The organism is Natrialba swarupiae (assembly GCF_008245225.1).
GTDB lineage: Archaea > Halobacteriota > Halobacteria > Halobacteriales > Natrialbaceae > Natrarchaeobius > Natrarchaeobius swarupiae.
Genome location: NZ_VTAW01000024.1, coordinates 30,747 through 55,282 on the forward strand (window position 1 = coordinate 30,747; position 24,536 = coordinate 55,282).

At 64.1% G+C, this 24,536-nt stretch carries 22 protein-coding genes; 9 read left to right on the forward strand and 13 right to left on the reverse strand.

Going from position 1 to position 24,536, the window contains the following annotated elements:
- Positions 1-181 precede the first annotated feature (181 nt).
- The gene (locus FYC77_RS15750; RefSeq protein ID WP_149082457.1) at positions 182-1,345 is read right to left on the reverse strand and encodes an LTA synthase family protein; all 1,164 of its coding nucleotides are present in this window, start codon (positions 1,343-1,345) and stop codon (positions 182-184) included.
- 514 nt (positions 1,346-1,859) lie between these two features.
- Between FYC77_RS15750 and FYC77_RS15755 the strand changes: the two genes are divergently transcribed.
- Together FYC77_RS15755 and leuS are read left to right on the forward strand one after the other, a co-directional pair.
- The gene (locus FYC77_RS15755) at positions 1,860-2,321 is read left to right on the forward strand and encodes an SPW repeat domain-containing protein (protein ID WP_149082458.1); all 462 of its coding nucleotides are present in this window, start codon (positions 1,860-1,862) and stop codon (positions 2,319-2,321) included.
- 107 nt (positions 2,322-2,428) lie between these two features.
- A complete protein-coding gene (gene leuS / locus FYC77_RS15760; RefSeq protein WP_149082459.1) occupies positions 2,429-5,113 on the forward strand; it encodes a leucine--tRNA ligase in 2,685 nt (894 codons plus the stop codon).
- Positions 5,114-5,239: 126 nt separating this feature from the next.
- Here leuS and FYC77_RS15765 read toward each other — a convergent pair whose 3' ends face one another.
- The 5 genes from FYC77_RS15765 to FYC77_RS15785 form a co-directional block, all read right to left on the reverse strand.
- Positions 5,240-7,213 carry an ATP-binding protein gene (locus FYC77_RS15765; RefSeq protein ID WP_149082460.1) on the reverse strand — a complete coding sequence of 658 codons (1,974 nt, stop codon included), beginning with the start codon at positions 7,211-7,213 and terminating at the stop codon, positions 5,240-5,242.
- A gap of 49 nt (positions 7,214-7,262) precedes the next feature.
- Positions 7,263-7,859: a DUF420 domain-containing protein gene (locus FYC77_RS15770; protein WP_149082461.1), complete on the reverse strand. Its 597-nt coding sequence runs from the start codon at positions 7,857-7,859 to the stop codon at positions 7,263-7,265.
- Positions 7,860-7,910: 51 nt separating this feature from the next.
- On the reverse strand, positions 7,911-8,198 hold the full coding sequence (locus FYC77_RS15775; RefSeq protein ID WP_149082462.1) for a HalOD1 output domain-containing protein: 288 nt from the start codon (positions 8,196-8,198) through the stop codon (positions 7,911-7,913).
- A gap of 201 nt (positions 8,199-8,399) precedes the next feature.
- Entirely contained in the window at positions 8,400-9,173 is a 774-nt protein-coding gene (locus tag FYC77_RS15780) for an ABC transporter permease (protein ID WP_149082463.1), read from the reverse strand.
- Complete coding sequence (locus tag FYC77_RS15785; RefSeq protein ID WP_149082464.1) at positions 9,170-10,186, reverse strand: ABC transporter ATP-binding protein; 1,017 nt, start codon at positions 10,184-10,186, stop codon at positions 9,170-9,172. Before FYC77_RS15785 ends, FYC77_RS15780 begins: the two co-directional genes overlap by 4 nt.
- 130 nt (positions 10,187-10,316) lie before the next feature.
- Here FYC77_RS15785 and FYC77_RS15790 point away from each other — a divergent pair, with 130 nt between their 5' ends.
- Together FYC77_RS15790 and FYC77_RS15795 are read left to right on the forward strand one after the other, a co-directional pair.
- Positions 10,317-11,273, forward strand: a complete 957-nt coding sequence (locus FYC77_RS15790) for a TIGR03557 family F420-dependent LLM class oxidoreductase (protein WP_149082465.1) — start codon at positions 10,317-10,319, stop codon at positions 11,271-11,273.
- A 144-nt stretch (positions 11,274-11,417) separates the two neighbouring features.
- A complete protein-coding gene (locus tag FYC77_RS15795) occupies positions 11,418-12,416 on the forward strand; it encodes an aldo/keto reductase (protein ID WP_149082466.1) in 999 nt (332 codons plus the stop codon).
- Positions 12,417-12,490: 74 nt separating this feature from the next.
- Here FYC77_RS15795 and FYC77_RS15800 read toward each other — a convergent pair whose 3' ends face one another.
- The 3 genes from FYC77_RS15800 to FYC77_RS15810 form a co-directional block, all read right to left on the reverse strand.
- Entirely contained in the window at positions 12,491-13,129 is a 639-nt protein-coding gene (locus tag FYC77_RS15800; protein ID WP_149082467.1) for a DsbA family protein, read from the reverse strand.
- Positions 13,130-13,198: 69 nt separating this feature from the next.
- Complete coding sequence (locus FYC77_RS15805) at positions 13,199-14,620, reverse strand: heme o synthase (RefSeq protein WP_149082468.1); 1,422 nt, start codon at positions 14,618-14,620, stop codon at positions 13,199-13,201.
- A gap of 285 nt (positions 14,621-14,905) precedes the next feature.
- Positions 14,906-15,232, reverse strand: coding sequence for a DUF7111 family protein (locus FYC77_RS15810; RefSeq protein WP_149082469.1), 327 nt, complete (start codon positions 15,230-15,232; stop codon positions 14,906-14,908).
- A gap of 98 nt (positions 15,233-15,330) precedes the next feature.
- On the opposite strand from FYC77_RS15810, the gene FYC77_RS15815 reads away from it, so the two are divergent.
- The 3 genes from FYC77_RS15815 to FYC77_RS20535 all read left to right on the forward strand — a co-directional run bounded on the left by FYC77_RS15815 (position 15,331) and on the right by FYC77_RS20535 (position 17,081).
- Positions 15,331-16,233 carry a DUF3267 domain-containing protein gene (locus FYC77_RS15815; RefSeq protein WP_149082470.1) on the forward strand — a complete coding sequence of 301 codons (903 nt, stop codon included), beginning with the start codon at positions 15,331-15,333 and terminating at the stop codon, positions 16,231-16,233.
- Between the two features lie 94 nt (positions 16,234-16,327).
- The gene (locus FYC77_RS15820; protein ID WP_149082471.1) at positions 16,328-16,621 is read left to right on the forward strand and encodes a PadR family transcriptional regulator; all 294 of its coding nucleotides are present in this window, start codon (positions 16,328-16,330) and stop codon (positions 16,619-16,621) included.
- A 136-nt stretch (positions 16,622-16,757) separates the two neighbouring features.
- Positions 16,758-17,081, forward strand: a complete 324-nt coding sequence (locus FYC77_RS20535) for a hypothetical protein (protein WP_200840325.1) — start codon at positions 16,758-16,760, stop codon at positions 17,079-17,081.
- 96 nt (positions 17,082-17,177) lie between these two features.
- Here the strand turns inward: FYC77_RS20535 and FYC77_RS15830 are convergent, their stop codons facing one another.
- Positions 17,178-18,323, reverse strand: a complete 1,146-nt coding sequence (locus FYC77_RS15830; protein ID WP_149082472.1) for an acyl-CoA dehydrogenase — start codon at positions 18,321-18,323, stop codon at positions 17,178-17,180.
- A gap of 242 nt (positions 18,324-18,565) precedes the next feature.
- Here FYC77_RS15830 and hemE point away from each other — a divergent pair, with 242 nt between their 5' ends.
- On the forward strand, positions 18,566-19,582 hold the full coding sequence (gene hemE / locus FYC77_RS15835) for a uroporphyrinogen decarboxylase (protein ID WP_149082473.1): 1,017 nt from the start codon (positions 18,566-18,568) through the stop codon (positions 19,580-19,582).
- A gap of 9 nt (positions 19,583-19,591) precedes the next feature.
- Here hemE and hemH read toward each other — a convergent pair whose 3' ends face one another.
- Together hemH and hemG are read right to left on the reverse strand one after the other, a co-directional pair.
- The gene (hemH, locus tag FYC77_RS15840; protein WP_149082474.1) at positions 19,592-20,665 is read right to left on the reverse strand and encodes a ferrochelatase; all 1,074 of its coding nucleotides are present in this window, start codon (positions 20,663-20,665) and stop codon (positions 19,592-19,594) included.
- 90 nt (positions 20,666-20,755) lie between these two features.
- Positions 20,756-22,030, reverse strand: a complete 1,275-nt coding sequence (hemG, locus tag FYC77_RS15845; protein WP_149082475.1) for a protoporphyrinogen oxidase — start codon at positions 22,028-22,030, stop codon at positions 20,756-20,758.
- Positions 22,031-22,392: 362 nt separating this feature from the next.
- Between hemG and FYC77_RS15850 the strand changes: the two genes are divergently transcribed.
- Positions 22,393-23,445 carry a phytoene/squalene synthase family protein gene (locus tag FYC77_RS15850; RefSeq protein ID WP_149082476.1) on the forward strand — a complete coding sequence of 351 codons (1,053 nt, stop codon included), beginning with the start codon at positions 22,393-22,395 and terminating at the stop codon, positions 23,443-23,445.
- Between the two features lie 54 nt (positions 23,446-23,499).
- Here FYC77_RS15850 and FYC77_RS15855 read toward each other — a convergent pair whose 3' ends face one another.
- Positions 23,500-24,354, reverse strand: coding sequence for a 3-hydroxyacyl-CoA dehydrogenase family protein (locus FYC77_RS15855; protein WP_149082477.1), 855 nt, complete (start codon positions 24,352-24,354; stop codon positions 23,500-23,502).
- Positions 24,355-24,536: the final 182 nt, after the last annotated feature.

Sequence of the window (24,536 nt, forward strand, 5' to 3'; positions counted from 1 at the left end):
CAGACGAGAGGATTCGAGTCTGCGCGGTTCGAATCCGCCCGGGAATATATAATATTTTTGATGTATTTCGGATCGTGAGCGGATACGATACCGATCCGATGAGCCTCGAGTCGACCTGCCGCTACACGGGACGCATCGTCCGCGATACCCCCAGCGATGACCCGCACCCGGGTAGCCGATCTCAGGGCTCGCCGAGGTGTCTGTGCCGATGAAGGACGTAGACGATGGGCGGAACGAGGGGGCTCACCAGGACGGAGCCGACCGCGTAAGCGAGCACGGAGGGCTGCCAGTTTCCGCCGGCCTCGCGGATGGCCGTCGCGTCCAGGTATATCGCCAGCACCGAGGCGTAACCAGCGACCGCGAGAACGAGCATTACTGGGACGAAAAACAGGAGCACAAGCACGGCGGAGACATTCGTTGCAACGACGACGCCGACGGTCCCGATTCCGACGAGAGCGGAGGCCACGGTCACTCCAGCCGTAATCGCTGGCACGTACCACCAGTTGGAGTCGACGTCCGCAGCGGTGACTGGCTGGTCGTCGTTCGTACTCCGATCGTTACCCGCCGTTCGGTCGGCTTTCATCCGACGATCACCGCTCGAGGGGCCCGCTTTCGGCTCCGTCGGAGCGCGAGTCGAGGCGGTCAGTTCGCCGTCCGTCGAATCGGAGTTCTCGTCGTCGAGGACCGAAAACGGTGCGTCGGGATTCCGTTTTGCGACGTACGCGGGGACCACGACGACGTTGAGAAGCGGGATCGCCCCACCGGCGACCCACAGCCACGTTTCGGGCTCCCACTCGTACCGATCCGTGACGTACGCAATGTCGTATCTTACGGCCACGGGCACCAGAAACACCGTGAGAAGGAAGACGAGAAAGCTGAGCTCGGCGAGTACGACGTCGACGAGTGCGGACTCGAGTGCGAGCACGTCGACGATTAGAATGTCGACGAGGATCAACACGAGAAACAGGGCCACCCCAGCGCCCGCGAGTCGCCACCAGAAATCCCACGCTTCCCGTCGATTCAGCCGTTCGTACCGTCTGAGCAGGTACGGAATCGTGACGCTTACGTTGAACAGCGGGAGGAGAGACCCGAGGACCCAAAGCGGTGCTGTCGGCTGCCAGTCGACGCTCCGGCGTACGATTCGGATGTCGAGGTAGACCGCGATGGGCAACGTGATCCAGGAGAGGAAAAACAGGGAGTCGAGTGTGGTGACTACCTCGTCAGGAACCCACGTAACCGGAACGAACAACCACGTCGTGATCACAGCTCCGAGCAGTAGTATCACGAACGCGGTCAGATTCGAACTTCGGGTGGCCTGTGGCGGATCTTCTACGGCCTGTGACATTCACGGGTAGTTTACACCGAGAATACTTCAAATTTGATGCAATATCTGTATCAGCAAAAATCCTCGTCTACATCTGTATCGAGCGCCGTTTCACACTCACACCGCCGTTGTCACCTCACACGTTCAAACCGGTCTCTCTCTCTCCAAGTTGGACGAACGGTCGGTCGAGCTGCCGCCCACAGGAATAACGCGTACTGAAGAAGACACTCCGACTCGAGTCACCTTTCGCTCGAGCGTAGACGGTCGGGACCGAGTCCGCACGAATCTCGTCCGGAGTCGGGCCATCGACCGAGTCGTATCGCGTCGCCGCATTCGGGGCACGATCGTCCAGACGGAGAGCGTCGCGTGTCAGTAACCGATCGTTACCGGCCGAAGTAACCCGATCTTAGCGATGCCAACCTCGAGTCGATCGATCGGAACAGATCACCGCGTGAGCGGGTTTCGAGGGCGTTGCTGGAAACAGTCACCGCGCTTTTTGAGCGACGATGGGCTATCGCCGGCCTGGCGATCGATCATGAGTGAATCCACGACGAGCGACCCGGAAACAGGGGATGCACAGATGCGAGACCAGGGCGAACCGGAGGGACAGAAGTGGTTGAGCGGGGTCGTCTCCCTCGTCGGTCTGTGGATCGCGATCTCACCGTTCGTCTACGAGGCGGCCGCGGAGTTCGCGTGGAACAACGTCGCAGTCGGCGGAGCGATCTTCCTCTTAGCTGGCTACAACTTCTACCGGATCATCACGGCACACCCGACCAGTACGAGCGTGATGTCACTCGTCGCCTTACTGGCGCTGTGGATACTGGTCTCTCCGTTTGCACTCGAGGGCCAGTTCGCGATGGAAGGACTCGAGGTGGCCGCGGAGGCGCTCGTCTGGAGTAACGTCGTCTCGGGACTCGTCGGCGCTGTGTTGGCGGCGTACGTCGCGTACGCTGCCGGACGCAGGGCACCGGCCGGAACGCCCGCTGGGGCGCGGTGAACGGTCGGCGGTCTCTCACGAACTCTCCCATCCGGCCCGCTCGTTCGTGCCTCGAGTGGCCAACAATGATATAGCCGGCACTCCGAGTGGTGGACAACGGGGTCCCAATGCCGAGTCATTACGATCACGCGCAGGTACAGGAGTTTTGGCAGTACGTTTGGGAGCGCGACGACGTCTACGAGCTTCCGGACGACGCGACGGACCCGACGTACGTCCTGGGGATGTTTCCGTACACCTCCGGGACGCTTCACATGGGCCACGTTCGCAACTACGCGATCACCGACGCCTACGCCCGATATCGGCGGATGTGTGGCGACGACGTCCTCCATCCGATGGGGTGGGACGCGTTCGGTCTCCCCGCGGAGAACGCCGCCTACGAGCGTGCGAGCGATCCGGAGTCGTGGACCAAAGCGTGTATCCGCCGGATGCGAGAGGAACTCGAGACGCTGGGCTTTGGCTACGACTGGTCCCGAGAAATCACGACCTGTGAGCCGGAGTACTACCGGTGGAACCAGTGGCTGTTCAAACGCCTCTACGAGGCGGGGCTCGTCGAGTACGAGGCGGCGACGGTCAACTGGTGTCCCGACTGCGAGACGGTACTCGCCGACGCACAGGTCGACGAACGGGACGATGATCGGATCTGCTGGCGGTGTGATACGCCTGTCGAGCAACGCGAACTCGACCAGTGGTTTTTCACGATCACGGAGTACGCCGAGGAGCTCCACGACGGTCTCGAGGACCTCGAGGGGTGGCCCGAGGGCGTCCGCGAGATTCAGCGAAACTGGATCGGCCGCCAGGAAGGCGCGAAAATCGACTTCGAACTGTCGGCACCTGTCACGGGCGACGAATCGAACGGGGCGATCGACGCTGTCGACGTCTTCAGCACCCGGCCGGAGACGATCTACGGGGCGACGTACCTCGCCGTCTCGCCCGGACACGACCTCGCCCGAGCGCTCGCCGACCGAGACGACGACATCGCCGACTACGTGGAGACGGTCCGCGAGCGCGGGCCCGACGAGGTCGGCTTCTCCGGCGTCGAGACCGACGTGACGGCGGTCCATCCCCTGACGGGAGCGAAACTGCCGGTGTACGTCGCCGGCTACGTGCTGGAGGACGTCGGGACGGGTGCCGTCATGGGCGTTCCCGGCCACAACGAGCGCGATCACGGGTTCGCACTCGAGCACGACCTGCCGATCGAACGCGTGGTCGTCACCGGGACCGAAGACGACACTGCTGGTGACGAGACGTTCGAGGACGGACCGTACACGGGCGAGGGCATCCTCGAGGGAAGCGGCGAGTACGACGGCCTCGAGACCGAACGTGTGCGAGACCGGCTGATCGCGGACCACGACGCGATTCAGGCAGACGTCACCTATCGGCTCCGGGACTGGCTGATCTCGCGACAGCGCTACTGGGGGACGCCGATCCCGGTCGTCCACTGTGACGACTGTGGACACGTGCTCGTCCCCGACGAGGAGCTTCCGGTCGAACTCCCGGAGTTCGTCCGCACGACGGGGAACCCACTCGAGGAACACGACTCGTTCCGGCACACGACCTGTCCCGAGTGTGGCGGCCCCGCTCGCCGGGAGACCGACACGATGGACACGTTCGTCGACTCCTCGTGGTACTTCCTGCGATTTCTCTCCCCCGATCTCGCGGAGGCACCGTTCGACGCCGAACGTGCAGACGAGTGGCTCCCGATCGACGTCTACGTTGGCGGCGACGAGCACGCGATCCTCCACCTGCTGTACATCCGGTTTATGACCCGTGCACTCGCCGATATCGGCCTGATCGAGAAGCGAGAGCCGGTCGAGCGACTCGTCAGTCAGGGGACGGTGCTCTACGACGGCGAGAAGATGTCCACGTCGAAGGGCAACGTGGTCGCGCCCCTCGAGTACGGTGCGGAGACGACGCGGCTGTTCGTCCTCTCTGCGGCCCATCCCGAACAGGACTTCGAGTGGACCGCGAACAACGTTCGCGGTGCGTACGACCTCCAGCAGGACCTCTACCGGATGGCGACCGAGTTCGTCGAGGCGGCGGATACCCGCGTCGAACGACGCGACCACGACGAGTACATCGCACGCGAAATCGATCGAACCATCGTCGCGGTCACCGAGGAGTACGAACGGTTCCGGTTCCACCGTGTTGCGACCGAGATTCGAGAACTCGCGCGACTCCTTCGCCGGTATCTGGCGTACGATCGTCCACACGACGAGGTCTATCGTCGCGGTCTGTTGACCCTCGCGGCGTTGATATCACCGATGGCTCCTCACCTCGGCGAGGAACTGTGGAACAAGCTTCGGGGGGAAGGGCTGGTCGTGGAAGCCGACTGGCCGGAGCCGCAAACGGAGCCGTCGAACTACGCGAGCGAGCGTCGACTCGTCGAGCGAACCCTCGAGGACGTCCGCGACATCGTCGACGTGGCCGACATCGACGAACCCCAGCGGATCGAACTCATCGTCGCTCCGGCGTGGACTTACCGCGTCGCGGCGGTGCTCACAGAAGAGACCGACGGAGACGTGGACGTCCCAGGCGTGGTCGATCGCGTATCCGCCACCGATCTCGAGACACCGCCTCGAGAGACCGTCGCGACGGTCGTCGGGACGCTACTCGATCGTGCGTCCAAAGGCGGCATCGATCAACCCTTGACGTTCGACGACGAGCGAACGCTGCTCGAGCGTGCCCGGTGGCTGGTCGCCGACGAGTTCGGTGCGGACGTCGTCGTTCGCTGTGCGGAGGGCTCGGAGACGACGAAAGCCCGCCCGGGGAAGCCGGCGATCCGAATCGATTGAGGACGGTCGCCGGTTCGTTTCTCTCGAGGGATGAACCGATCGTTCAGACGGGTTGCCATCACGATGGACCGACACACCTGCCCCAGGGGTCGCAGGTGCGCCGGCACTGACCGACAGGAAACCGTATCAGGCCGACCTCGTCACCGTCGATTCGGGATGGGCCGGAAGCGAAAACGAGAACGTCGATCCCTCGCCTGGCTCGGATTCCACCCAGATGTCGCCGCCGTGACGTTCGACGATGCGTTCACAGAGCGCGAGGCCGATCCCGCTCCCGGAGCGCTCGTCGACCGAGTGGAGTCGTTCGAAAACACCGAATATCCGGTCCGTGTCGGCGGGATCGATACCGATCCCGTCGTCGCTAACCGAGAGGATCCACTCGTCGCCGTCGCGTTTCGCGGAGACGTGAACCGTGGGCGGTTCGTCGTCTGCGTACTCGATCGCGTTCGAGAGCAGGTTCTGGAAGACCTGCCGTAACTGGTTGCCGTCGCCCTGAACGCGTGGAAGTGATTCGGCGGTGATCTCCGCATCGCTCTCCTCGATCTGAAACCACAGATCCTGCCGGACGTCTGTGAGCACGTCGTCCAGGTCGACCGGCTCGAACGGTCTACCCGCGCTCTCGACCCGTGAAAACGCCAGCAAGCCATCGATCATCTCGCGCATGCGGTCGGCACCGTCGACGGCGTACTCGATGAACTCCTCGCCGTCCTCGTCTAACTCGTCGCCGTAGCGGTCCTCGATCAACCGGAGGTAGCTCGAGACCATCCGCAACGGCTCCTGGAGATCGTGAGAGGCCGCGTACGCGAACTGCTCGAGTCGTTCGTTCGACTCCTCGAGGCGTCGGCGATACTCCTTTCGCTCGGTAACGTCCCGGAAGTAGACCGACGCTCCCGTCTCGGAGGGATAGATCGTCACCTCGAGCCAGCGGTCGGCCAGATCGAAGTAGTGGACGTAGCTGGTCGGCTCCTGGGTGTCCATCGCCGTCTCGAAGCTCTCACGGACGATCTCCTGGTTCGCCGCCTCCGGAAACTGCTCCCAGAGCTGCTCTCCCAGGAGTTCGGACTCCGAGCGCTGGAGAAGTTCCTCCGCGCGGTCGTTGACGTGCGTATACCGAAACTCCTCGTCGAACGCACAGACAGCGTCGTCTATCCGTCCGAGAATCTCCTCCAGTCTGGTCTCGAGGTGCTTTCGTTCGGTGATATCCTGAAGGGCGTACACCGCGCCGTCGAACGAGCCGTCGGCGTCGAACAGTGGACGACAGTGTGTAGAGAGCCAGACGCGGGTTCCGTCGGGTTGGTCGAAGCCGATGACTTCGCCGTACACTGGCTCTTCCGTCTCTTCGACGATCGAAAACGGAAGCGCTTCACTGGCCAGCGGATCGCCCGATTCGTCGACGAGATTCCACCGATCGTCGTCGTGTGTGTACGTCCGCAACTCCTCGATCGGTCGGCCGAGCAGCTCTTCGGCTCGCTCGTTTGCAAACACGTTCGTCCCGTCCGAATCGACGAGCGTGATTCCGATCGGAGTCGTTTCGACGATTTCGTCCGTTAGTTCCATCTCCTCGTGATGTCGTCGGTTCGCTCGTTCGTGCTCGATCGCAGAAGCGAGAACGTTCGCAACGGTCCTGACGAAGATCACGTCAGGGTCCGTGTACTCGGTATACGCCTCGTTGCGCACGTCGAGAACACCCCAGGGATCGTCCTCCGGTCCGACAACCACACTGATGCCACTTTGTACGTTGCGTTCGTATCCGCGATCGAGATCGGCGACGCGTTCGTCCGTTCGGACGTCTTCGACGACGACGGGGGCGTCGACCGTCAACGCCTGTCGGATGCGAGTGTTCGGATCCGGCACGACGACCGTCGACGTGGTGTCTTCGTCGACCGCGCCGCTGACACCCTGTACGTGAAACCGGCCGTCCGACAGCGACTCGAGGGCTACACACGAATCCACCGACAGCGTCTCGGCGATCGCGTCGGTGGCTCGCTCGAGCAGCTCCTCGAGTGGCCCCTCCGACAGCGCGAGATCGGAGAGGTCCGCGACCAGTTGCTGTTGGCGGTCCCGACGCTCGAGTTCCGAGCCGGTTCCGTTGGGCGACGCCATTTTGACTGGACTAGTCGTGAGCCACGCGTAAAGAGGCTCCGCTGGACAGTCACACCACGAGCATCGAACTGAACTCGTAGCTGTAGATGTGGTTGAGCATCAGGTATGTAACGATTCCGAGAAAGAGACTCAGAATCCACGAGCCGGCGGCGATGCGCCCGACTCGAGCGTGAGAGGTCTCCCGAAGCTCCGAGGGAGTATGTGTGAGCCCGAGGATCAACGCGTAGAGGACGACCGGAACGGCGACGATCGAGAGGACGATGTGGATCCCCAGCATGATCAGGTAGGCGTAGTAGACGGCATCCGGCCCGACGAAGAGTTTCTCGCCGCCCCCGCCGACGCGAATCAGATAGACGACCAGAAAGAAGATGATGAGTACGAACCCACCGACCATCGCGAACCGATGTTTCTCGATTTCGTTCGTTCGGATCCAGTACCACCCGAGTACGAGGAGAACCAGCGTCACCGAGTTGATGGCTGCGATCGCGTGGGTAAGTGCGTTTATCTGTGCGTTCGTGAGATCCGGATAGATCGGAATATCAAGGACGAACGTCCCGATAACCAACGCGTATCCGACGATCGTCAACAGGATCGTAACTCCGATCGGGCGCTCCCGAAGTCGCCGTCTCGCACCCGCAGTTGCCATTGGTCTCGATTGGACGGGACGTCGTATCTGTCTTGCTGTTTCCGAACGCGATCAGTCGGAGTCCCCGTCGGTGGTGTTCGCTGTGAGCGCGACCGTCCCGTCCTCGCCGACGGTGACCTCGTATCCACAGAACTGAAACGAGACTTCACAGTCCGTCGTGGGCCGATTGGCGCACAACGAATCGAGTGCATCCGGGTCGACGACCGCGTGGAGCGGTTCGTACTCCGGCGGTTGCAACTCGTCCGGTGAAATCCCCTCCGCCTCCGCGACTGCCTCGACGACCGCACGGCTCGGTGGTTTTCGAACGGTTTCGCCAGCATTGTCGCCACCACCATCCATCGTAATGCTCGCTTTCGAACCCCATCGAATAAAACTGTCCTTCTCCGTTTCGATTCGGGTGTCCGCCGACGTGAGAGCCTTCGATATCGAAGGATAAATCGTCCGATCCGATTCGGCCCGGAGTGCGATGGTCCGTCGATCCACGGGGAGAGACAGCGTTACCTCAGCAATATATCAACTTTCGGTGGCGACGGCGTCGAATCAATCCGTCCGCGGAATCGAGCGCGCGCCGAGGGCGAAGGCGACGATTGCGATCGTTGCGAGGACGGCGAGGTTTGCAAGTACGGGGTCGACACCGGCGACGCCGGCCGGGTCTGCCTCCGGGAAGGTCGCCGCCCGCACCCCTCGAGCGAAGTAGGTCAGCGGTGAGAGTTCGACGAGCGGTCCGAACCAGCCGGGCAGTTGCTCGAGTGGAACGAACGTCTCGGAGAGAAAGAGCAACGGGAGCCCGATGGCGTTACTCGCGGCGACCGCGCCGTCCTGGGAGTCAGTGTAACTGCCGAGCATCGCACCGACGCCACAGAAACAGACGACGCCGACGAGGACGTAGGGAACGAGTACCGGAGAGAGAACGATGTCGGCGCCGGTCAGTACGACCACGAGAACAAGGATGAGGACGCTCGCGAGCCCGATGATGATCGCGTTCACGAGCGTCTGAGAGAGCAACCACTCGCCGCGAGTCAACGGCGTCGTCGCGAGCTTCTCGAATCGGTTCCCCTCTCGGTGGCGGGCGACCTCGCTTCCCATCCGCGAGAGCGGCGTAAAGAGGACGACGACGGCCAGATACCCCGGCACGTAGTAGGCTGCGGGCTCGGCGAAGAGTCCGCCGCCGGTCGGGTCGGTCTGGACCAACGCACCGAAGATGACGATCAGGATCACCGGGAAGAAAAACGTAAAGAAGACGGCGGTTCGCCGACGGACGAACGAGCGCCAGCCGGCGTTCGTCTCCGCACGCACCCGATCGATCCGGCTCACGCGGTCTCACCCGCCGACGTCTGTTCGTCGTCCCGCGTTTCGGTTTCGGTCCCGCCAGCGCGGTTTCGATCCGCCGCGTCCGTCCGGCCGAGTTCGGCCCGGGACGCGAGTTCGAGATAGACCTCCTCGAGTCCGGGTTCTGTCCACTCGAGTCCCGAGTACGCGATTTCCCGTTCCTCGAGGTAGTCGACGACGTCGCCGATCTCTGGAGGGGTGACGGCCCGGACGACGATCGAGTCCGTCGTGGGCGAGCGGCTCTCGCCCCCTCTCGAGTCGCTCGGCTGTTCCACCGGATACGCTAGCTCGTCGAACGCCGCCGGTTTCGCAGCCGTCTCGATCGTCAGCCGACTCGAGCCGCCGTGTTCGTCCACGAGATCGGTCGGCGTTCCGTCGGCGACGAGCGCGCCGTCGGCCAGCAAGCCGACGCGGTCGGCGAGACGTTCGGCTTCCGCCATGTCGTGTGTCGTGAGGACGACGGTCGTCCCGCCCGCGGAGAGCGACTCGATCAGACGCCAGACCGTCCGCCGACCCGCGGGGTCGATACCGGTCGTCGGCTCGTCCAGAAAGAGGACGTCGGGATCGTTGACGAGCGTCGCCCCGACGCAGACCCGCCGCTGTTGCCCGCCGGAGAGGGCCTCGTACCACGTGTCGCCGGCGTCGGCGAGGCCCACGTCTGCGAGTACCTCCTCGGGATCGCGAGCGTCGTCGTACAGCCCCGCGTAGTAGCTGAGCAACTCGTGGGCGGTGAGCCGATCTGGCGGCGAGAACGCTTGCGGGAGGACCGCAAGCCGGTTTCGGTCGGTCGCCGGCGGTGGGTCACCCAGTACTCGTGCGGTTCCCGAATCTGGCTCCGTCGTCCCCGTCAGCGCCCGGACCAGCGTCGTCTTTCCGGCTCCGTTCGGTCCGATCAACCCGAAGATTTCACCGCGTTCGATCGCCACGGAAACGCCCGCCAGGGCGACCGTCTCGCCGTAGGATTTCCGAAGCTCACTCGCCTCGACGACGGCTTCCATGCGCGTCGATACCCATCCGGAGCGGGTAAGGGGTTCGATTCTCGCTGGAACACACCCGGTTGCGACTCGAGGTGCGTTCTTGCCGTCGCAGGCTCAACTGTTACCGACGGGTTCGTCGTAGGCGTGTCGCATGGTCGAACTGGGATACACGCTCTCGAGCGAGGAGCACGGACCGATGGAGCTCGTCGAATACGCCCGCCGCGCGGAGGAGATCGGCTTCGATTTCGTCTCGATCTCGGATCACTTCCACCCCTGGATCTCGGCGCAGGGCGAGTCGCCGTTCGTCTGGTCGACTCTCGGCGCGATCGCGGTGGCGACCGACGAGATCGAGGTCGGCGTCGGCGTCACCTGTCCGACGATGCGCATCCACCCCGTCAACGTCGCCCACGCCGTCGCCACCGTCGCCGAGATGTTCGACGGTCGTTTCACCTTCGGCGTCGGGACCGGTGAAAATCTGAACGAACACGTCACCGGCCACCGCTGGCCCGAACACGACGTCCGCCTCGAGATGCTCGAGGAGGCGATGGCGGTCATGCGTAACCTCTGGTCCGGTGAGACGACGAGTCACCGCGGCGAACACTACACCGTCGAGAACGCCCGCCTCTATACGATTCCCGACGAGGAGCCGGAGACGATCGCGAGCGCCTTCGGGCCACAGACGGCTCGGTGGGCCGCCGAACACGCCGACGGTCTCTGGTGTTCGGGGCCGAACGGAGACGTCGTCGAGGCGTACCGGGACGCTGGCGGGGACGGGCCCGCGTACACACAGCTTCACACGTGTTACGCCGAAACCGAAGACGAGGCGATCGACACCGTCCTCGAGTACTGGCCCAACGGCTCCCTGCCGGGCGAACTCGCCCAGGAACTCCCGACCCCCGCTCACTTCGCGCAGGCGGCACGACTGGTCGACCGTGAGGACGTCGCCGAGTCGGGCACGACCACCGATCCAGATCCGCAAGCACACGTCGAGAGCATCGAGCAGGCGATCGACGCCGGCTACGATCACGTCTACGTCCACCAGATCGGCCCCGACCAGGAGCACGCCCTCGAGTTCTACCAGGAAGACGTGTTGCCGTCGGTTCGGTAGCGGTTCCCGTGGACCAGGGAGACGATTGTGTACGGAACCACCCGGCGTTCGCCCCTCTCGAAAATATACTACATTTGTACTCACTTTCACGACGAATTCACCGGTTCCCGACCCGTTTTATTTCCCGCGGAGAGACCGTCGTGTATGGAGTACACCACGCTCGGAAACACCGGCACGACAGTCTCACAGATCTGTTTCGGCACCTGGCGCTTCGGGATGCAATCCGGCGGCGTCGTCGAAACCGACCGCGGGGAAGCCCACGACCTCCTCGATACTGCCTGGGACAACGGGATCAACTTCATCGACACCGCGAACGTCTACGGCAACCCGAACGGCCTCAGCGAGGAGTGGATCGGCGAGTGGCTCGCCGACCACGACCGGGAGGACGTCGTTCTCGCCTCGAAGGTGTACTTCCCTTTCGACGGCTGGGGCGAACCTGGGCCCAACGACTCCGGGCTCGGTCGCAAGCACATCCGTGCACAGATCGAGGGCACCCTGGATCGTCTCGACACGGACTACCTCGACCTCTACTACATCCACCGCTGGGACGAGAACACGCCCATCCGCGAGACGCTCCGAACGTTGACCACGCTCGTCGAGGAGGGGAAGGTCCACTACCTCGGCGCGAGTACGATGGCTGCCTGGCAGCTGACGAAGGCGCTGTGGACCGCCGACGTCGAGGGACTCGAGCGCTTCGACGTCACCCAGCCGATGGTCAACGCGGCCCAGTACGACGAGGTGGCCGACTACCTCGACGTCTGTGCCGACCAGGATCTCGCGGTCTGTCCGTACTCGCCGCTCGCGGGTGGCTTCCTCACTGGCAAGTACGACCGCGCCGAGGACGGCACGGTCGAGGCACCTGACGGTTCCCGCGGGAGCCTAGACGAGATGTTCGACGAGTGGTACACGACCGAGCAGGCCTGGGACGTCCTCGAGGCCGTCGAAGCGGTCGCCGACGAGGTCGACGCGACGCCTGCCCAAGTTTCGGTCCGCTGGCTCGTCGAACAGGACCGGTTCACGTGCGTCCCGATCGTCGGCGCTCGAACGCCCGACCAACTCGAGGAGAACGTCGGCGCGGTCGAGATCGAGCTCACCGACGACCAGTTCGAGCGGATCGACGAGGCGCGCCAGCTCGAGCAGTAAGTGGTTCGTTCGTCACCGACTCGTCGTTTCTCGGCGAATCGAACCGTCTCAGTACCGAATCGTCACCAATACCGTCAGGATGCGTCGTCGATCGCGGCCGCAATTTCGTCGAACTCGAGCGGTTCGTCGACGATCTCGCCGTCGACGACGACCGTCGGCGTGCGTTCGACGCCCCCTTCCGCGCCACGCTCCCAGTCTGCGGCGAGCGTCGGATAGTACGTGTCGTCTGCGAGCGCACTCGAGACCGACGCCGGATCGACGCCGACCGGTTCGGCGAGTTCTGCAAGCGCCTCGTCGTTCCAGTCGTCGTGTTCCATGACGGCGGATTTGTACTCGAAGAACTGGCCGTTCGAGTCGTCGTCGGTTCCCGTCTCGGCCTGGACGGCACGAGCGGCGTTGGCCATCGCGACGGACTCGTCGGCGGCCTCGACGGGAAAGTCGAAGTGGCGGTAGGTGATCCCGCCAGTTTCGAGATACGAGTCCTCGAGATCGGGGAAGACGTCGGCCTGAAACTCGTGGCAGTACCGACAGCCCAGGTCCTCGTAGACGTCGACGGTCACGTCGCCAGATCCGAGCGTCGGCGTCGGAAGCTGACTCTCTGGGTCGGTGCCCTCGAGTTCGTCCGGTCGAGAGGCCTCGAGCAGCGAGCTACAGCCGGCCACCGCGGTGACTCCACAGCCGACGGCGGAGACGAGAAACGCGCGGCGATTCATGTCTCGAACTACGAAATCGGATCGGTTAGAGGTGTCGTCTTCGACGTCCGAAATCGACGGCGTTCGGGGTTACAGGACGAGCGCGTCGACGACGATGACGACGAGTGCAGCGCCGAGGAAGGCGTTGGAGGCGTGAAACGCCCGGAACGCCGCTGACTCGGTCTGCTCGAAGTGTAAGCTGACGGCAGCCCAGAGGAAGATCCCGCCGAAGATTGCGACCGTCGCGGCGTACAGCGCCCCGAGGTCGGTGATCCAGGCGAGTCCGACCGTCGCGACGAGCGTCGCCGCGATGTAGTAGACGATGTGCTTTCGCGTCTCCGTCTCGCCGCGGACGACGGGCATCATCGGGAACCCCCCGCGGGCGTAATCGTCCCGGTAGGCGAGCGCGAGGTTGTAGAAGTGCGCCGGCGTCCAGAGGAAGATGACACCCGCGAGTGCAAGCGCGGGGAGACCGATCTCGTTGGTGACGGCGGCCCAACCGATAAGTGCGGGTAACGCACCCGCAGCACCGCCGATGACCGTGTTCTGGACGGTGTTGGGTTTGAGCAACAGCGTGTAGACGACGCTGTAAAAGAGGATCGCCGCCAGCCCGAGTGCCGCGGCGAGGGCGTTGATCGTCAGGAAGACGGCGATCGAGGCGACGGTCAGCGCCAGCCCGAAGACCATCGCGTTCCTGACGGGGATCAGGTCGGTCGCGAGCGGTCGATCGGCCGTCCGCGACATCTGTTGGTCGACGTCGCGCTCTAAGACGTGGTTGAACGTCCCCGACGCGCCGATCGCGAGCACGCCGCCGCCGAGGGTCGCGACGATCGTCGCGGCGTCGAGGGCTGGTCCGGCGGCGAGGGCCATCCCAGCTGCGGCGACGAGACAGAGCAACCACATCAGCCGCGGCTTCATCATCTTGAAGTACGCAAACGCGGTGAGTTTCGCTCTCGCGAGCCCCCCCGCGGGGAGTGACCGTTCGCCAGCCACTGCGTCGGGTTCGACCGGTTCCGGCTCCGGGGACGCGATCGCGTCGTCGTCACTACCGGTTGAGATCTCGAGATCCCAGGCAAGCGCGAGGACGATGGCGGTGAAGACGACGACGCCGAGTCCGAGGTGTAAGCCGGGTGTGATCGCGGCCGGGCCGAGCGTCGCGGTCGCGGCACCGATGGCGACCTGAACTGCGTACAGAATCGCACCGGCGACGATGGCCACGCGGACTCGCGTCGCCGCGTCGCCGAAGACGGCGGCGACGGCGGTCGTCGCGACGAGTATGCCGACGACGAAGGCGGTGAGTCGGTGGCCCCAGGCGATCGCCAGCTCGGTCTGATTCAACGGATCTGCTGGGGGATGGCAGGTCGGCCAGGTCGAACACGCCGAGGCGGCGTCCGTCAGCGACGTCGTCGCGCCGACGATCAACAGCAGATAGACGCCGAGTGCGGTCGCTGCCAGCAGTCCGGAGAACCGCCGACGCGTGTGGATCGGTCGGGGGAACGAATCTGGGGCCACGACTATTCTCGTCTGAACCTTCGCCTCCGCGTATTTATGATTCCCGCTTTTGACGACCTTCTGGGAGTCAACTCGAGTGGATCCGGTTTTCGATCGGCGAACCGGTTCGGTCGAGTGCGACTGGCGATTCGCTGGTGGTCACGGCTACGGAGCCGCGGGGACGGACACGGCCAAAGCCGTCGGAACGGAACGTCCCCCAACCCGTGAGATCGGGGGACGTCTCCAGTCCGGCGGCGAGCCTCGCTGCTCGCCTGACCCGGTCGTCCTCGACGGACGTCAGACAGCTTACATTCCCATGTCGCTCGCCGCCTCCGGTACCGGGAGGTCGTGGGGGGAGACGCCGAGTAGGTCGGCGACGTGGTCGAGCGCCATGTCGAATCCGTAGTAGCGCTCGAGTTCGTCGCCCTCGGCCGTCGGCCTGACCTTCAACATGGCGTACCCGTCGCGGTTCTGGGCGATCGCTGCCGTCGACCCTGGCGGGGCATCGGTTCGCTGACTCGAGTCGTCTGGGTTTCTCTCGCCTGCCGCCCGAAACTCGAGCACTCGCTCCGTCTCGGTCTCGTCGTAGCTCGCCACAATCCCGTTTTCTTCGGCCGTTCGCTCCTCGGTCATACGCGACCGTCGGTGGGCAACCACCGGGAATCTGTCGGTCTTCGTCGACGGCGATCGATACCGATACCGATTTTTCGCCCGCCTCTGGAGTCGGGTGCGTGGACCGATCGCCCGGCAACAGGACCGCCCGCCCGCTCGCGACGATTCGTCTCACGTCAAGGGTCGCCATCGCGTGGCTCGCAGTCTCGGTGGTCGGCTTCTTCGTCTCCGCCTACGCGTTCGGGCACGTTCTCGCGGTGGCACGCGGACGGCCACTCGAGCCGATCGTGATCGCGCCGCCGTCGCCCACGGGCACGGTCCTCTGGCTTCTCGCGTCGGGCGTCCTCGTCGCGCTCGTCGTCGTCCTCCACGAGACGATCCACGGATTCGCGATGGCACGGTTCGGGAACGCGCCGCGATTCGGAATCGGCGTGTCGCACTTCCTGTTGCCGTACGCCTACGCCGAAACCGAGGGCACGAACTACACCCGAACGCAACTGATCGTCGTCTTGCTCGCGCCGCTCGCGCTGATTACGGCGGGCGGAGTGGCCCTCGTGGCGATCTATCCAACGCCGCTTCTCCTCGTTGTCCTCGCGGCCAACGTCGCCGGTTCGGTGGGAGACGTCTGGATCGCCGCCGCGCTGTGTCGGTACCCCGCCGACGTTCGCGTGTCGGGGCTTCCCGACGGCGAGCAAGGGTTCGGGGTGTATCCCCCACCGGATCGGCCAATCGAATTCGATCCCGGTTCGTCGCTTCTCTCCTCGGTGACCGCGGGCGCAGTCGGGACGCTCACCCTGCTCGTGACGGCTCTCTTCGGGATCGTCATCCTCTCGCTCGCGTTCGGCTCGGGAACCGTCGTGATCGGTGACCCGGACGGACGCTGGTTTCTCGTCCGCCACGAGCTTCGAACCCACGGCCGCGGTGCCCTCCTCGAGGTCGGCACCCCACTCGTCCTCGCGATCACGCTCGCTGGCGCTATCTTCTGGGCGATCGTCACCGAACTCCGACGACGGGCGGCGTGATCCGCCGCTGTGGCCCCGCAGACCATCGGTTCGGGTGAAAACCGATCTCGAGCAAAACCGTAACGTTCGACTCGATCGCCGCCCGTCAAGCGGTATGAGCAAGTGGCTCCAGAGCGGACGTCGCCGGGACGTCTGTTTTCTTCTCGTGGCCGACGGGCCGTTGCGCGGACAGCAACTCAAATCTCGACTCGAGGCCCACTACGACGACCGCCTCGAGCCGAAGTCGTTCTACGGCTCGCTGTCGGCACTCGTGGACGCGGGGTTCGTCGAGAAGCGGACGGAGGGCATCCACGACGTCTACGCGCTCACCGACCCGGGTGAACGTCGGATGCGAGAACACGTCGCGTGGGTTCGTGAGTGCGTCGACGCCGAGGATCCAAATCGGTAGCCGACGGGAGGGGGCCGAACGCCAACTCGAAGCCGACGAGAGGCGTCCGAACCTCGAGTCGGTCGTGCGCTCGGAGAGAGACCCGACCGAATCGAGAAAACATATATGATTTTACGATCATTCTTCTCTCACAACCGTGCTCCCGTTTCCACCCCTGATCTCCCGCGAATCGATGCTCTCCGAGGACGACCTCCCGTTCACGTCGGCGTACCAGGAGGCAGTCGTCTACGACGAGGCCACCTCCCAGGACCCGCTCTACGAGGGGCCGATCATCGTCCACGCCAACGGCTGGATCGAACTGGAGGGCAACCGACTGCTCTCACCGAGTGCGATCCACCACATCGACGTCTTCGACGACGACCGTCTGGGCGGCGACGCAGACGACGCCGGAACCGGACGGCGACCCGACGACGGACACGGCCCAGGAGGCGAGCGAACGGGTCGGTACAGCCCCCGATAGTTCGATCGGCTGTTCGTTCCTCGAGGACCCGACGCCATACCTGATGATCGATGCCAGATTCCTCGAGCGACCGACGGCACGCCTCGAACCGGTCGGCTACGTTTCGAGCAACTGATCGCCGATCGTGTTCCGTAACACTTCGCTCGTGCCCTCGTAGATCTCGTTGAGTTTGGCGTCCCGGTAGAACCGCTCTGCGGGGAAGTCCTTCGTATAGCCGTAGCCGCCGTGGATCTGGATTCCCTCGTTGGCGACCTCGCGGCTGACCTCCGAGGCGTAGAGTTTGGCCTGGGCGGCATCTTTGATGTACTCTTCGCCGCGGATCTTCTTGTCTGCGGCCTTGTGCATGAGCAGTGTGGCGGCCTGAATCTTCGTGTCCATATCCGCGAGCTTGTGCTTGATCGACTGGAACTCGCCGATCGGCTGGCCGAACTGCTCGCGTTCGTTCGCGTAGTCCCGGGCCTCCTCGAAAGCCGCGCGGGCGATGCCGACGCCGCGTGCGGCGATGGTGATCCGGCCGCCGTTGAGCGTTTTCAGCGCCTGCACGAAGCCCTCACCCTCCTCGCCGATGAGCCGGTCTTCGGGGAGTCGCATGTCGTCGAACCGCAACTCGGCTGTGGGACAGCCCTTGTCACCGAGTTTCTCCTCCGTGCCCTCGACGATGAAGCCGTCGTCCTCCTCGGGGCGGACGATAAACGAGGAGATGCCCTTGTTGCCCGCTTCGGGATCGGTTTTCGCGAACAGCGTGATCGTGTCCGCGACGGAGCCGTTCGAGATCCAGAGTTTGCCACCGTTGACGACGTACTCGTCTCCGTCTTTTTCCGCCGTAGTCGCCATCGCGGGCACGTCACTCCCTGCGCCCGCTTCGGAGAGCGCGAACGCGCCGATATCTCGGCCTTCCGCGAGCGGGACGAGGTACTCCTGTTTCTGGTCTTCGTCCCCGAACTCGTAGAGCATGTTCCCCGCGAGCGAGATGTGGGCTGCGACCACCGTTCCGAGGCCACCAGAGCCACGAGAGATCTCCTCGAGGCCGATCGCGTAGGAGTGGTAGTCCAGTCCCGCGCCGCCGTACTTCTCGGGGAACGGCATCCCCATGAGCCCGAGTTCGGCCATCTCGCTCACGAGATCGCGGGGAAACTCGTCGTCGTGGTCGATCTCGCTTGCGACGGGAACGACCTCCTCGTCGACGAACTCGGCGACCATATCCCGAATCTGTGCCTGTTCGGCCGAGAGTGTAAAGTCCATACATGGGCCAACGGGCGGGTCATCCTTTACTGTTAGCGCCCGAAAACGACCACCTCGAGCGGGTTTATTTCGGTTTCCGGCCACCATCCCGATCGTACGGAGAGGGAAGAATCGAGGGGACGGTCGGCATCGAAGAGACGATACGATCGGAGCCGGCAACATCTATCGACCGCACGAGGACCGATACCACCGTTTCACCCGGTTTCAAAACTATTAGGCTCGGCCTCGAACAAGGGGCGGGTATGAAAGAACGGTTCATCGAGGCAGCCCGAGGCGGGCGGACCGACCGGCCACCGGTATGGATGATGCGACAGGCCGGCCGGTACCTCCCCGAATATCGCGAGCTGCGGGCGGAGTACTCCTTTCTCGAGGCGATTTCGACGCCCGAGCTCGCCGCCGAGATCTCGCTCCAGCCCTGGGAGCGGTTCCAGCCCGACGGCATCGTCATGTACTCCGACATTCTGACCGTCCTCGAGCCGCTGGACTTCGCCTATCACCTCGAGTCGGGCGTCGGCCCGGTCGTCGAGAACCCCGTCGAGTCGCCGGCCGACACCGACCGACCGCGCGGCGACGTCCGCGAGGAACTGTGGTACGTCGGCGACCTCCTCGAGCGACTCTCGTCGGAGTTGGGCGAGGAGGCGGCCGTGCTCGGTTTCGCCGGTGGGCCGTTTACGCTCGGGGCCTACGCGTGTGAGGGGACGCCCTCGCGGACGTTCATGGAAATCCGGCGGCTCCGTGCGGAACACCCCGACGCGTTCCGACGGCTGCTGCGGGCCTTTACGGACGTGCTCGTCGACTACGTCACCTACCAGGTCGAGGCTGGTGCGGACGCGCTCCAGCTGTTCGATACCTACGCTGGACTGCTCTCGCCGGCGGACTACCGCGAGTTCCTCCTGCCGCTCCATCAGGAAATCCTCGAGGCCGTCGACGTCCCGACGATCGTCTTCGCCCGGAACATGGGGGCCAATCTCGAGTTGCTGGCCGAGAGCGGCGCCGATGTGGTCGCGCTGGACTGGACGGTCGACATCGCCGAGGCTCGCGAGACGCTCGCGGCGGTCGGCGACGTCGCGATTCAGGGGAACCTCGATCCGGCGCTGCTGTACGGCGATCCCGAGGACGTTCGCGAGCGCACCCGCGAGGTCATCGACGCCGCCGGCGAGGAGGGACACATCCTCAATCTCGGTCACGGAGTCGATCGAAACACGCCGGTCGAGAACGTCGCTGCCTTCTTCGAGACGGCGAAAAACGCGTCGCAGTAATACGATTTCCTACTGCTGGGGCGGTAGCCCCGCGTTCAGACAGTACGTCCCCGGCTCGTCGCGACACTGACACTGCCGGAGGTTGTAGTACGACGGCTCGAGCCCCGACACGAACGGTTCGGCGAGATCCGAAAGCAGTTCCCCAAAGCGCGGATCGTCGTGTGGCACCGGGACGCGGTGAAGCTCGAGACCGACTTCTTCGGCGTCCTCGCGGAGGTCGACGTCGAGTTCGACCAGCGTCTCGGACTGTTCGTGCATGAAGCTCATCGGTTCCACGATGACGCGCTCGGCCGCGTCGGCACGGCCCAGTTCTTCGACGACGTCTTCGGTCTCGGGTTCGGTCCAGTCGATATCCCGATTCGAGTGGTTCTGATACCCGATCTCGTACTCGTCGAGACCGAGGAGCCGGCCGATCGCCTCGGCGTGTTCCTCGACGTACTGGTCGTACCGGCTGCCTTCCTCGAGGTACTTCGTCGGCGTGCCGTGAGCGGAGAAGACGAACGCGGTATCGGGATCGTTCGGATCGAGTCCCTCTTCGTCGAGGAACTCCCTGATTCCGTCGGCTCTGAGCCGGTTGTAGATCGGCGAGCGGTGCCAGCCGGTCAGCGACTGGAACTCGGGCTCGTAGCCGTCGACGTCGTCGATCGACGACTCGAGCGAGTCGATCGACGAGACCGTCGTCGACGGCCCACAGAGCGGGTAGATCGGAACCGCGAGCACCCTGCCGATATCGTCGCCAGCGAGCTCCGCGGCGACGTCGGGAATCAACGGCTCCATGAACTGCATCGCGCGGTAGACGGTCACGTCGTCGTGACCACGCGTCGCCAGTTCCTCCTCGAGAGCGGCCGCCTGGGCGTCGGCTTGCTCTTGCAGCGGCGAGCCGCCGATCTCCTCGTACTCTTCCATCAGGCTTGGCAGTCGGCGCTTGGCGAGTTCGCGAGAGCGCTCCCACGCCGCCTCGTCCGACTCGACGTCCTCGAGCGAGGCGTTGTCGTAGAAGATGCGCGTGAGGTACTCGAGGACGACCTCGCGGTCGGGCGTCGCTGGTTCGCCGAAGTTCAGCAGGACGATCCCTGTTTCCATACGAGGGGCTGAGGACGCGACTGGTATAGATACTTCGGAGCCGGAACGAAACCGGGGTTCGACCGAATCGGTTCCCCTCCTCCGTACCCATTACTTGCCGCCCGCGAGCGTGTCTGCGAGACGGGTGCCGTTTCGAATCCGACCGGGAATCCCCGCGCGGCCGACGTAATTCGCACAGAGGTGGATTCCGTCAGGTAACTCGAGGTCGTCCATCGCCGTCCACGAGCGGTCGTACGCTGGCATACCGGGCGTCCAGACGTGGACGTCGAGGGGCGTCGCGTCCGCGCCGGTGATGCGCTCGAACTCAGTCGTTGCGACAGCGGCGAGTTCGTCGTCGCTGGCGTCGATCAGGTCGGGATACCGTCCAGGATCGATGTAGCAGGTGAACACCCGATCGCGATCGAGGAAACTCGCGTTCCAGGTGAGACCGCTGATCTGACTCGGCTCCGTCGACGGCACGAGTGTCCCGATCCCCTCGCGGTCGAACGCCGATTCGAGGAACACAATCGCGATCGGGTTGTAATTGAATCGGTCGAGCGTCGCTGCGAGCCCCGAGTCGACCGACTCGAGGAGGTCGGCACTCGTTCCGGCGGGCGTGGTCAGGACGACGTCGTCGACGACAGCGGCGTCGTTCTCGGTGACGAGTTCGAAGCCCTCCTCGTGCTCACAGTTCCGTATTTGCGTGACCGGCGTCTCGAGGGCGATCGAATCGGCGTGGGCCTCGTACAGTCGTCTGGGGAGTTCGCCCAGCCCGTCGTCGAACGTACACACCGGCGGCGTCTCGCTGCCGGAGAGTAGCTTTCGAACGATCCAGAGGAGGATGCTGCCGTCGATCCCCCGCTTCTCGAGAACGCGGCCGAGCGAGTACTGCATCGGCATCTCCTGGGTTTCGGTGCCGTACAGGCCGCTGTACAGCGGGCCGAAGAAGCGACGCGCGGCCTGCGGGCCGAACTTGCGAACGAGAAACTCGTCGACAGTTTCCCCCGGCCGTGCTGGGTCGGTAAACGGCTCCTTCAGGATCCGGAGTTTCCCGCGCAGGCTGAGCAGGTTCGTGGTCAGCGCCTCGCGGACGGACAGCGGGACGACGCGCAACTCGCCGTCGTAGTAGAGATAGAGCGGCTGGTCGTCGTCGCCGAACCGAAGCTGGTCGCGAAGCCCGAGGTCGTCGATAAGGGAGTCGATGCCAGGGGTCAGCCGAAGCCGCTGTGGCCCCAGTTCGACGACGCGACCGTCGACGTGGCGGCTTCGCATGACCCCACCTGGCTCGTCGCGGGCTTCGTACGCGAGGACGTCCGCGCCTCGGTTCTCGAGTTCGTGAACGACCGTTAGTCCGGAGATCCCGGCACCGACGACGCCGACGGTCATCTCGGATCACCGTTCGGTCGACGAAAACCAACAGAAGCGACAGCGACGACACCGGATGGGTGGATCCCGTTTACGGTCATTCGTAGTGTCGCGAGTCTTTGCCCTACTGGTTCCTAAAGGAGTCGAATTACGTATCGGGACGCTCGAGTCGTACCGCTCGGTACTGGGTCCCTTCGTCTTCCCCTGTCCGTCAGTGCCGGTGTAGCCGCCCCAGAGGTCGTGGTCGCGCCAGCAGATCGGGATAGCAATCCGTGTAAGTCGTCTCACACGAGCGCATAATTTTAGCGATCAATTCAGCGAGCGGAACATTACGCCGCGACCACGATATTTTTCTGGGAAGCCCCCAAAGTAGCATCGAGTAGATGACCACCGGCCAGCCCGAATTCACAACCGACGCCGACCTAGAGTGGTGTTACGACGCGGTACACGGCGTTTCGCGGACCTTCTCGATTACGATCGATCGGCTCGAGGAGCCGATGGCGAGACACATCTGTATCGGATATCTTCTCTGTCGTGTCGCGGACACTATCGAGGACGCGGGACACATCCCCCCGGGGGACCAGACCGACCTGCTCGAGACGTACGACCGACTGCTCGATCCCGACGCGGATCAGTCGGTCGAGACGTTCATGGACGACGTCGAGCCCTGGATCCCCGGGGGCGAGGCACGCACCGACGACTGGGAGGTCGTCGCTCACACGCCGCGGGTCCTTCGCACGTTCGAATCCCTCGAGGAGGAGCCCCGCGAGATCATGCGCAAACCGGTTCGCGAACTCGTCGACGGGATGGCCATGTTTACCGATCGCTACGCCGACGAGGGCGGACTGCGTCTACAGACTCTCGACGAACTCGAGGAGTACTGTTGGTACGCCGCCGGCACCGTCGGAACGCTCATCACTGGCCTCGTCGCTCGCGGGGCCTCTCCCGAGCGTGCCGAGGAGATGCGTGCGAACGCCCGCTCGTTCGCGTTGCTCTTGCAACTCGTGAACATCGCCAAAGACGTCGACTCCGATTACCACGAGGAGAACAACGTCTATCTCCCCGCCGAGTGGCTCGCAGAGGAGGATGTCGACATCGAACGCGTCACCCACGAGGAAAACCACAGCGGCGTCACGAACGTCATCCGCCGCGTGACCGGACGCGCCGAGACCTATCTCGACGACGCACAGCGCTATCTCGAGGTCGTCCCGGAGCAACACGGGAACCGCCTCTCCGCGTGGGCGATTCCCTACCTGCTCGCGGTCGGAACGATGCGCGAACTCCGGGAGCGACCGGAGGACGTCGTCCGCGAAGGTGACGTGAAAGTCCCTCGAGCGGAGGTGTACGCGCTCCTCCAGCAGTTCGAGGAGGGAGTCTCACGCCACCGACTTGCCGACCTTCGAAACGAGATGGCAGAGGAACCGCTCCATCAGTGAGTCCGGAGTCTCGTCACGTCGGTGGCTATTATCCGTCTTCCAGGTCAGTCGCTATCACTCGTACTCGTAGAACCCGCGTCCGGTCTTTTTCCCGAGATCACCGGCCTCGACCTTCCGTTTGAGGAGGTAGGCGGGTTTGTACCGGTCCCCGAGTTCTTCGTACAGGGTCTCGGAGGCGTGCAAGCAGACGTCGAGTCCGATGTGATCGGCGAGCGTAAGCGGCCCCATCGGGACGTTCGTCCCGAGTTCCATGCCGGCGTCGATATCCGCCTTCGAGGCGACGCCCTCGTCGTAGACGCGGATCCCCTCGTTGATCCACGGCATCAGAATTCGGTTTGTGACGAAGCCGGGTTTGTCGTCCGACTCCCAGGTCGTCTTCTCGAGGTCGGCGGCGATCTCGTGGGCGAGGTCGATCGTCGCGTCGGTCGTCCGCTCGCCGACGACGACCTCGACGCCCTCCATTAGCGGGACGGGATTCATGAAGTGGAGTCCGATCACCCGCTCGGGCCGGTCGAGGTCGGATGCGATCGACGTGATCGAGAGCGTACTCGTGTTCGTCGCGAGCACGACGTCCGAATCGCAGACTCGTTCGAGGTCGGCGAAGACGTCTTTTTTGACCTCGAGGTCCTCCAGTACGGCTTCGATCGCCAGGTCACACTCTGAGAACGCGTCGACGTCGGTCGTGCCGTCGATTCGCTCGCGAATCGTCTCCGGTTTCTCCTCGAGTACGCCCTTCGAAGCGAGGCGCTCGAGGCTGTCCTCGATGGTCTCGAAACCACTCTCGACGAGTTCGGATTCGACGTCGCACAGGACGACGTCGAAGTCGTGAGTGGCGGCGACCTGTGCGATTCCGCTGCCCATCGTTCCCGCGCCGACGACGCCGATCCGATCGATTCGCTCTCGAACCATACGGTCGAGTTCCGCAGTCACGACCGTAAACGTGCTGGAGACTGTCGGATTCCGAACTCGGAACGACTCGCGATCGATGGGGCCGATCCGAATTCGTCGGGCAATTTCATCGGCGGTCGAGGCGGATACCCCGACCCTTGGGGTCGGGGAGGAAGCCGACACTCGATGACACAAACCACGCC

Coding starts and splice junctions, on each gene's coding strand:
- FYC77_RS15750 (WP_149082457.1), bottom strand. CDS start 1,345: ATGTCACAGGCCGTAGAAGATCCGCCACAGGCCACCCGAAGTTCGAAT.
- FYC77_RS15755 (WP_149082458.1), top strand. CDS start 1,860: ATGAGTGAATCCACGACGAGCGACCCGGAAACAGGGGATGCACAGATG.
- leuS (WP_149082459.1), top strand. CDS start 2,429: ATGCCGAGTCATTACGATCACGCGCAGGTACAGGAGTTTTGGCAGTAC.
- FYC77_RS15765 (WP_149082460.1), bottom strand. CDS start 7,213: ATGGCGTCGCCCAACGGAACCGGCTCGGAACTCGAGCGTCGGGACCGC.
- FYC77_RS15770 (WP_149082461.1), bottom strand. CDS start 7,859: ATGGCAACTGCGGGTGCGAGACGGCGACTTCGGGAGCGCCCGATCGGA.
- FYC77_RS15775 (WP_149082462.1), bottom strand. CDS start 8,198: ATGGATGGTGGTGGCGACAATGCTGGCGAAACCGTTCGAAAACCACCG.
- FYC77_RS15785 (WP_149082464.1), bottom strand. CDS start 10,186: ATGGAAGCCGTCGTCGAGGCGAGTGAGCTTCGGAAATCCTACGGCGAG.
- FYC77_RS15790 (WP_149082465.1), top strand. CDS start 10,317: ATGGTCGAACTGGGATACACGCTCTCGAGCGAGGAGCACGGACCGATG.
- FYC77_RS15795 (WP_149082466.1), top strand. CDS start 11,418: ATGGAGTACACCACGCTCGGAAACACCGGCACGACAGTCTCACAGATC.
- FYC77_RS15800 (WP_149082467.1), bottom strand. CDS start 13,129: ATGAATCGCCGCGCGTTTCTCGTCTCCGCCGTCGGCTGTGGAGTCACC.
- FYC77_RS15810 (WP_149082469.1), bottom strand. CDS start 15,232: ATGACCGAGGAGCGAACGGCCGAAGAAAACGGGATTGTGGCGAGCTAC.
- FYC77_RS15820 (WP_149082471.1), top strand. CDS start 16,328: ATGAGCAAGTGGCTCCAGAGCGGACGTCGCCGGGACGTCTGTTTTCTT.
- FYC77_RS15830 (WP_149082472.1), bottom strand. CDS start 18,323: ATGGACTTTACACTCTCGGCCGAACAGGCACAGATTCGGGATATGGTC.
- hemE (WP_149082473.1), top strand. CDS start 18,566: ATGAAAGAACGGTTCATCGAGGCAGCCCGAGGCGGGCGGACCGACCGG.
- hemH (WP_149082474.1), bottom strand. CDS start 20,665: ATGGAAACAGGGATCGTCCTGCTGAACTTCGGCGAACCAGCGACGCCC.
- hemG (WP_149082475.1), bottom strand. CDS start 22,030: ATGACCGTCGGCGTCGTCGGTGCCGGGATCTCCGGACTAACGGTCGTT.
- FYC77_RS15850 (WP_149082476.1), top strand. CDS start 22,393: ATGACCACCGGCCAGCCCGAATTCACAACCGACGCCGACCTAGAGTGG.
- FYC77_RS15855 (WP_149082477.1), bottom strand. CDS start 24,354: ATGGTTCGAGAGCGAATCGATCGGATCGGCGTCGTCGGCGCGGGAACG.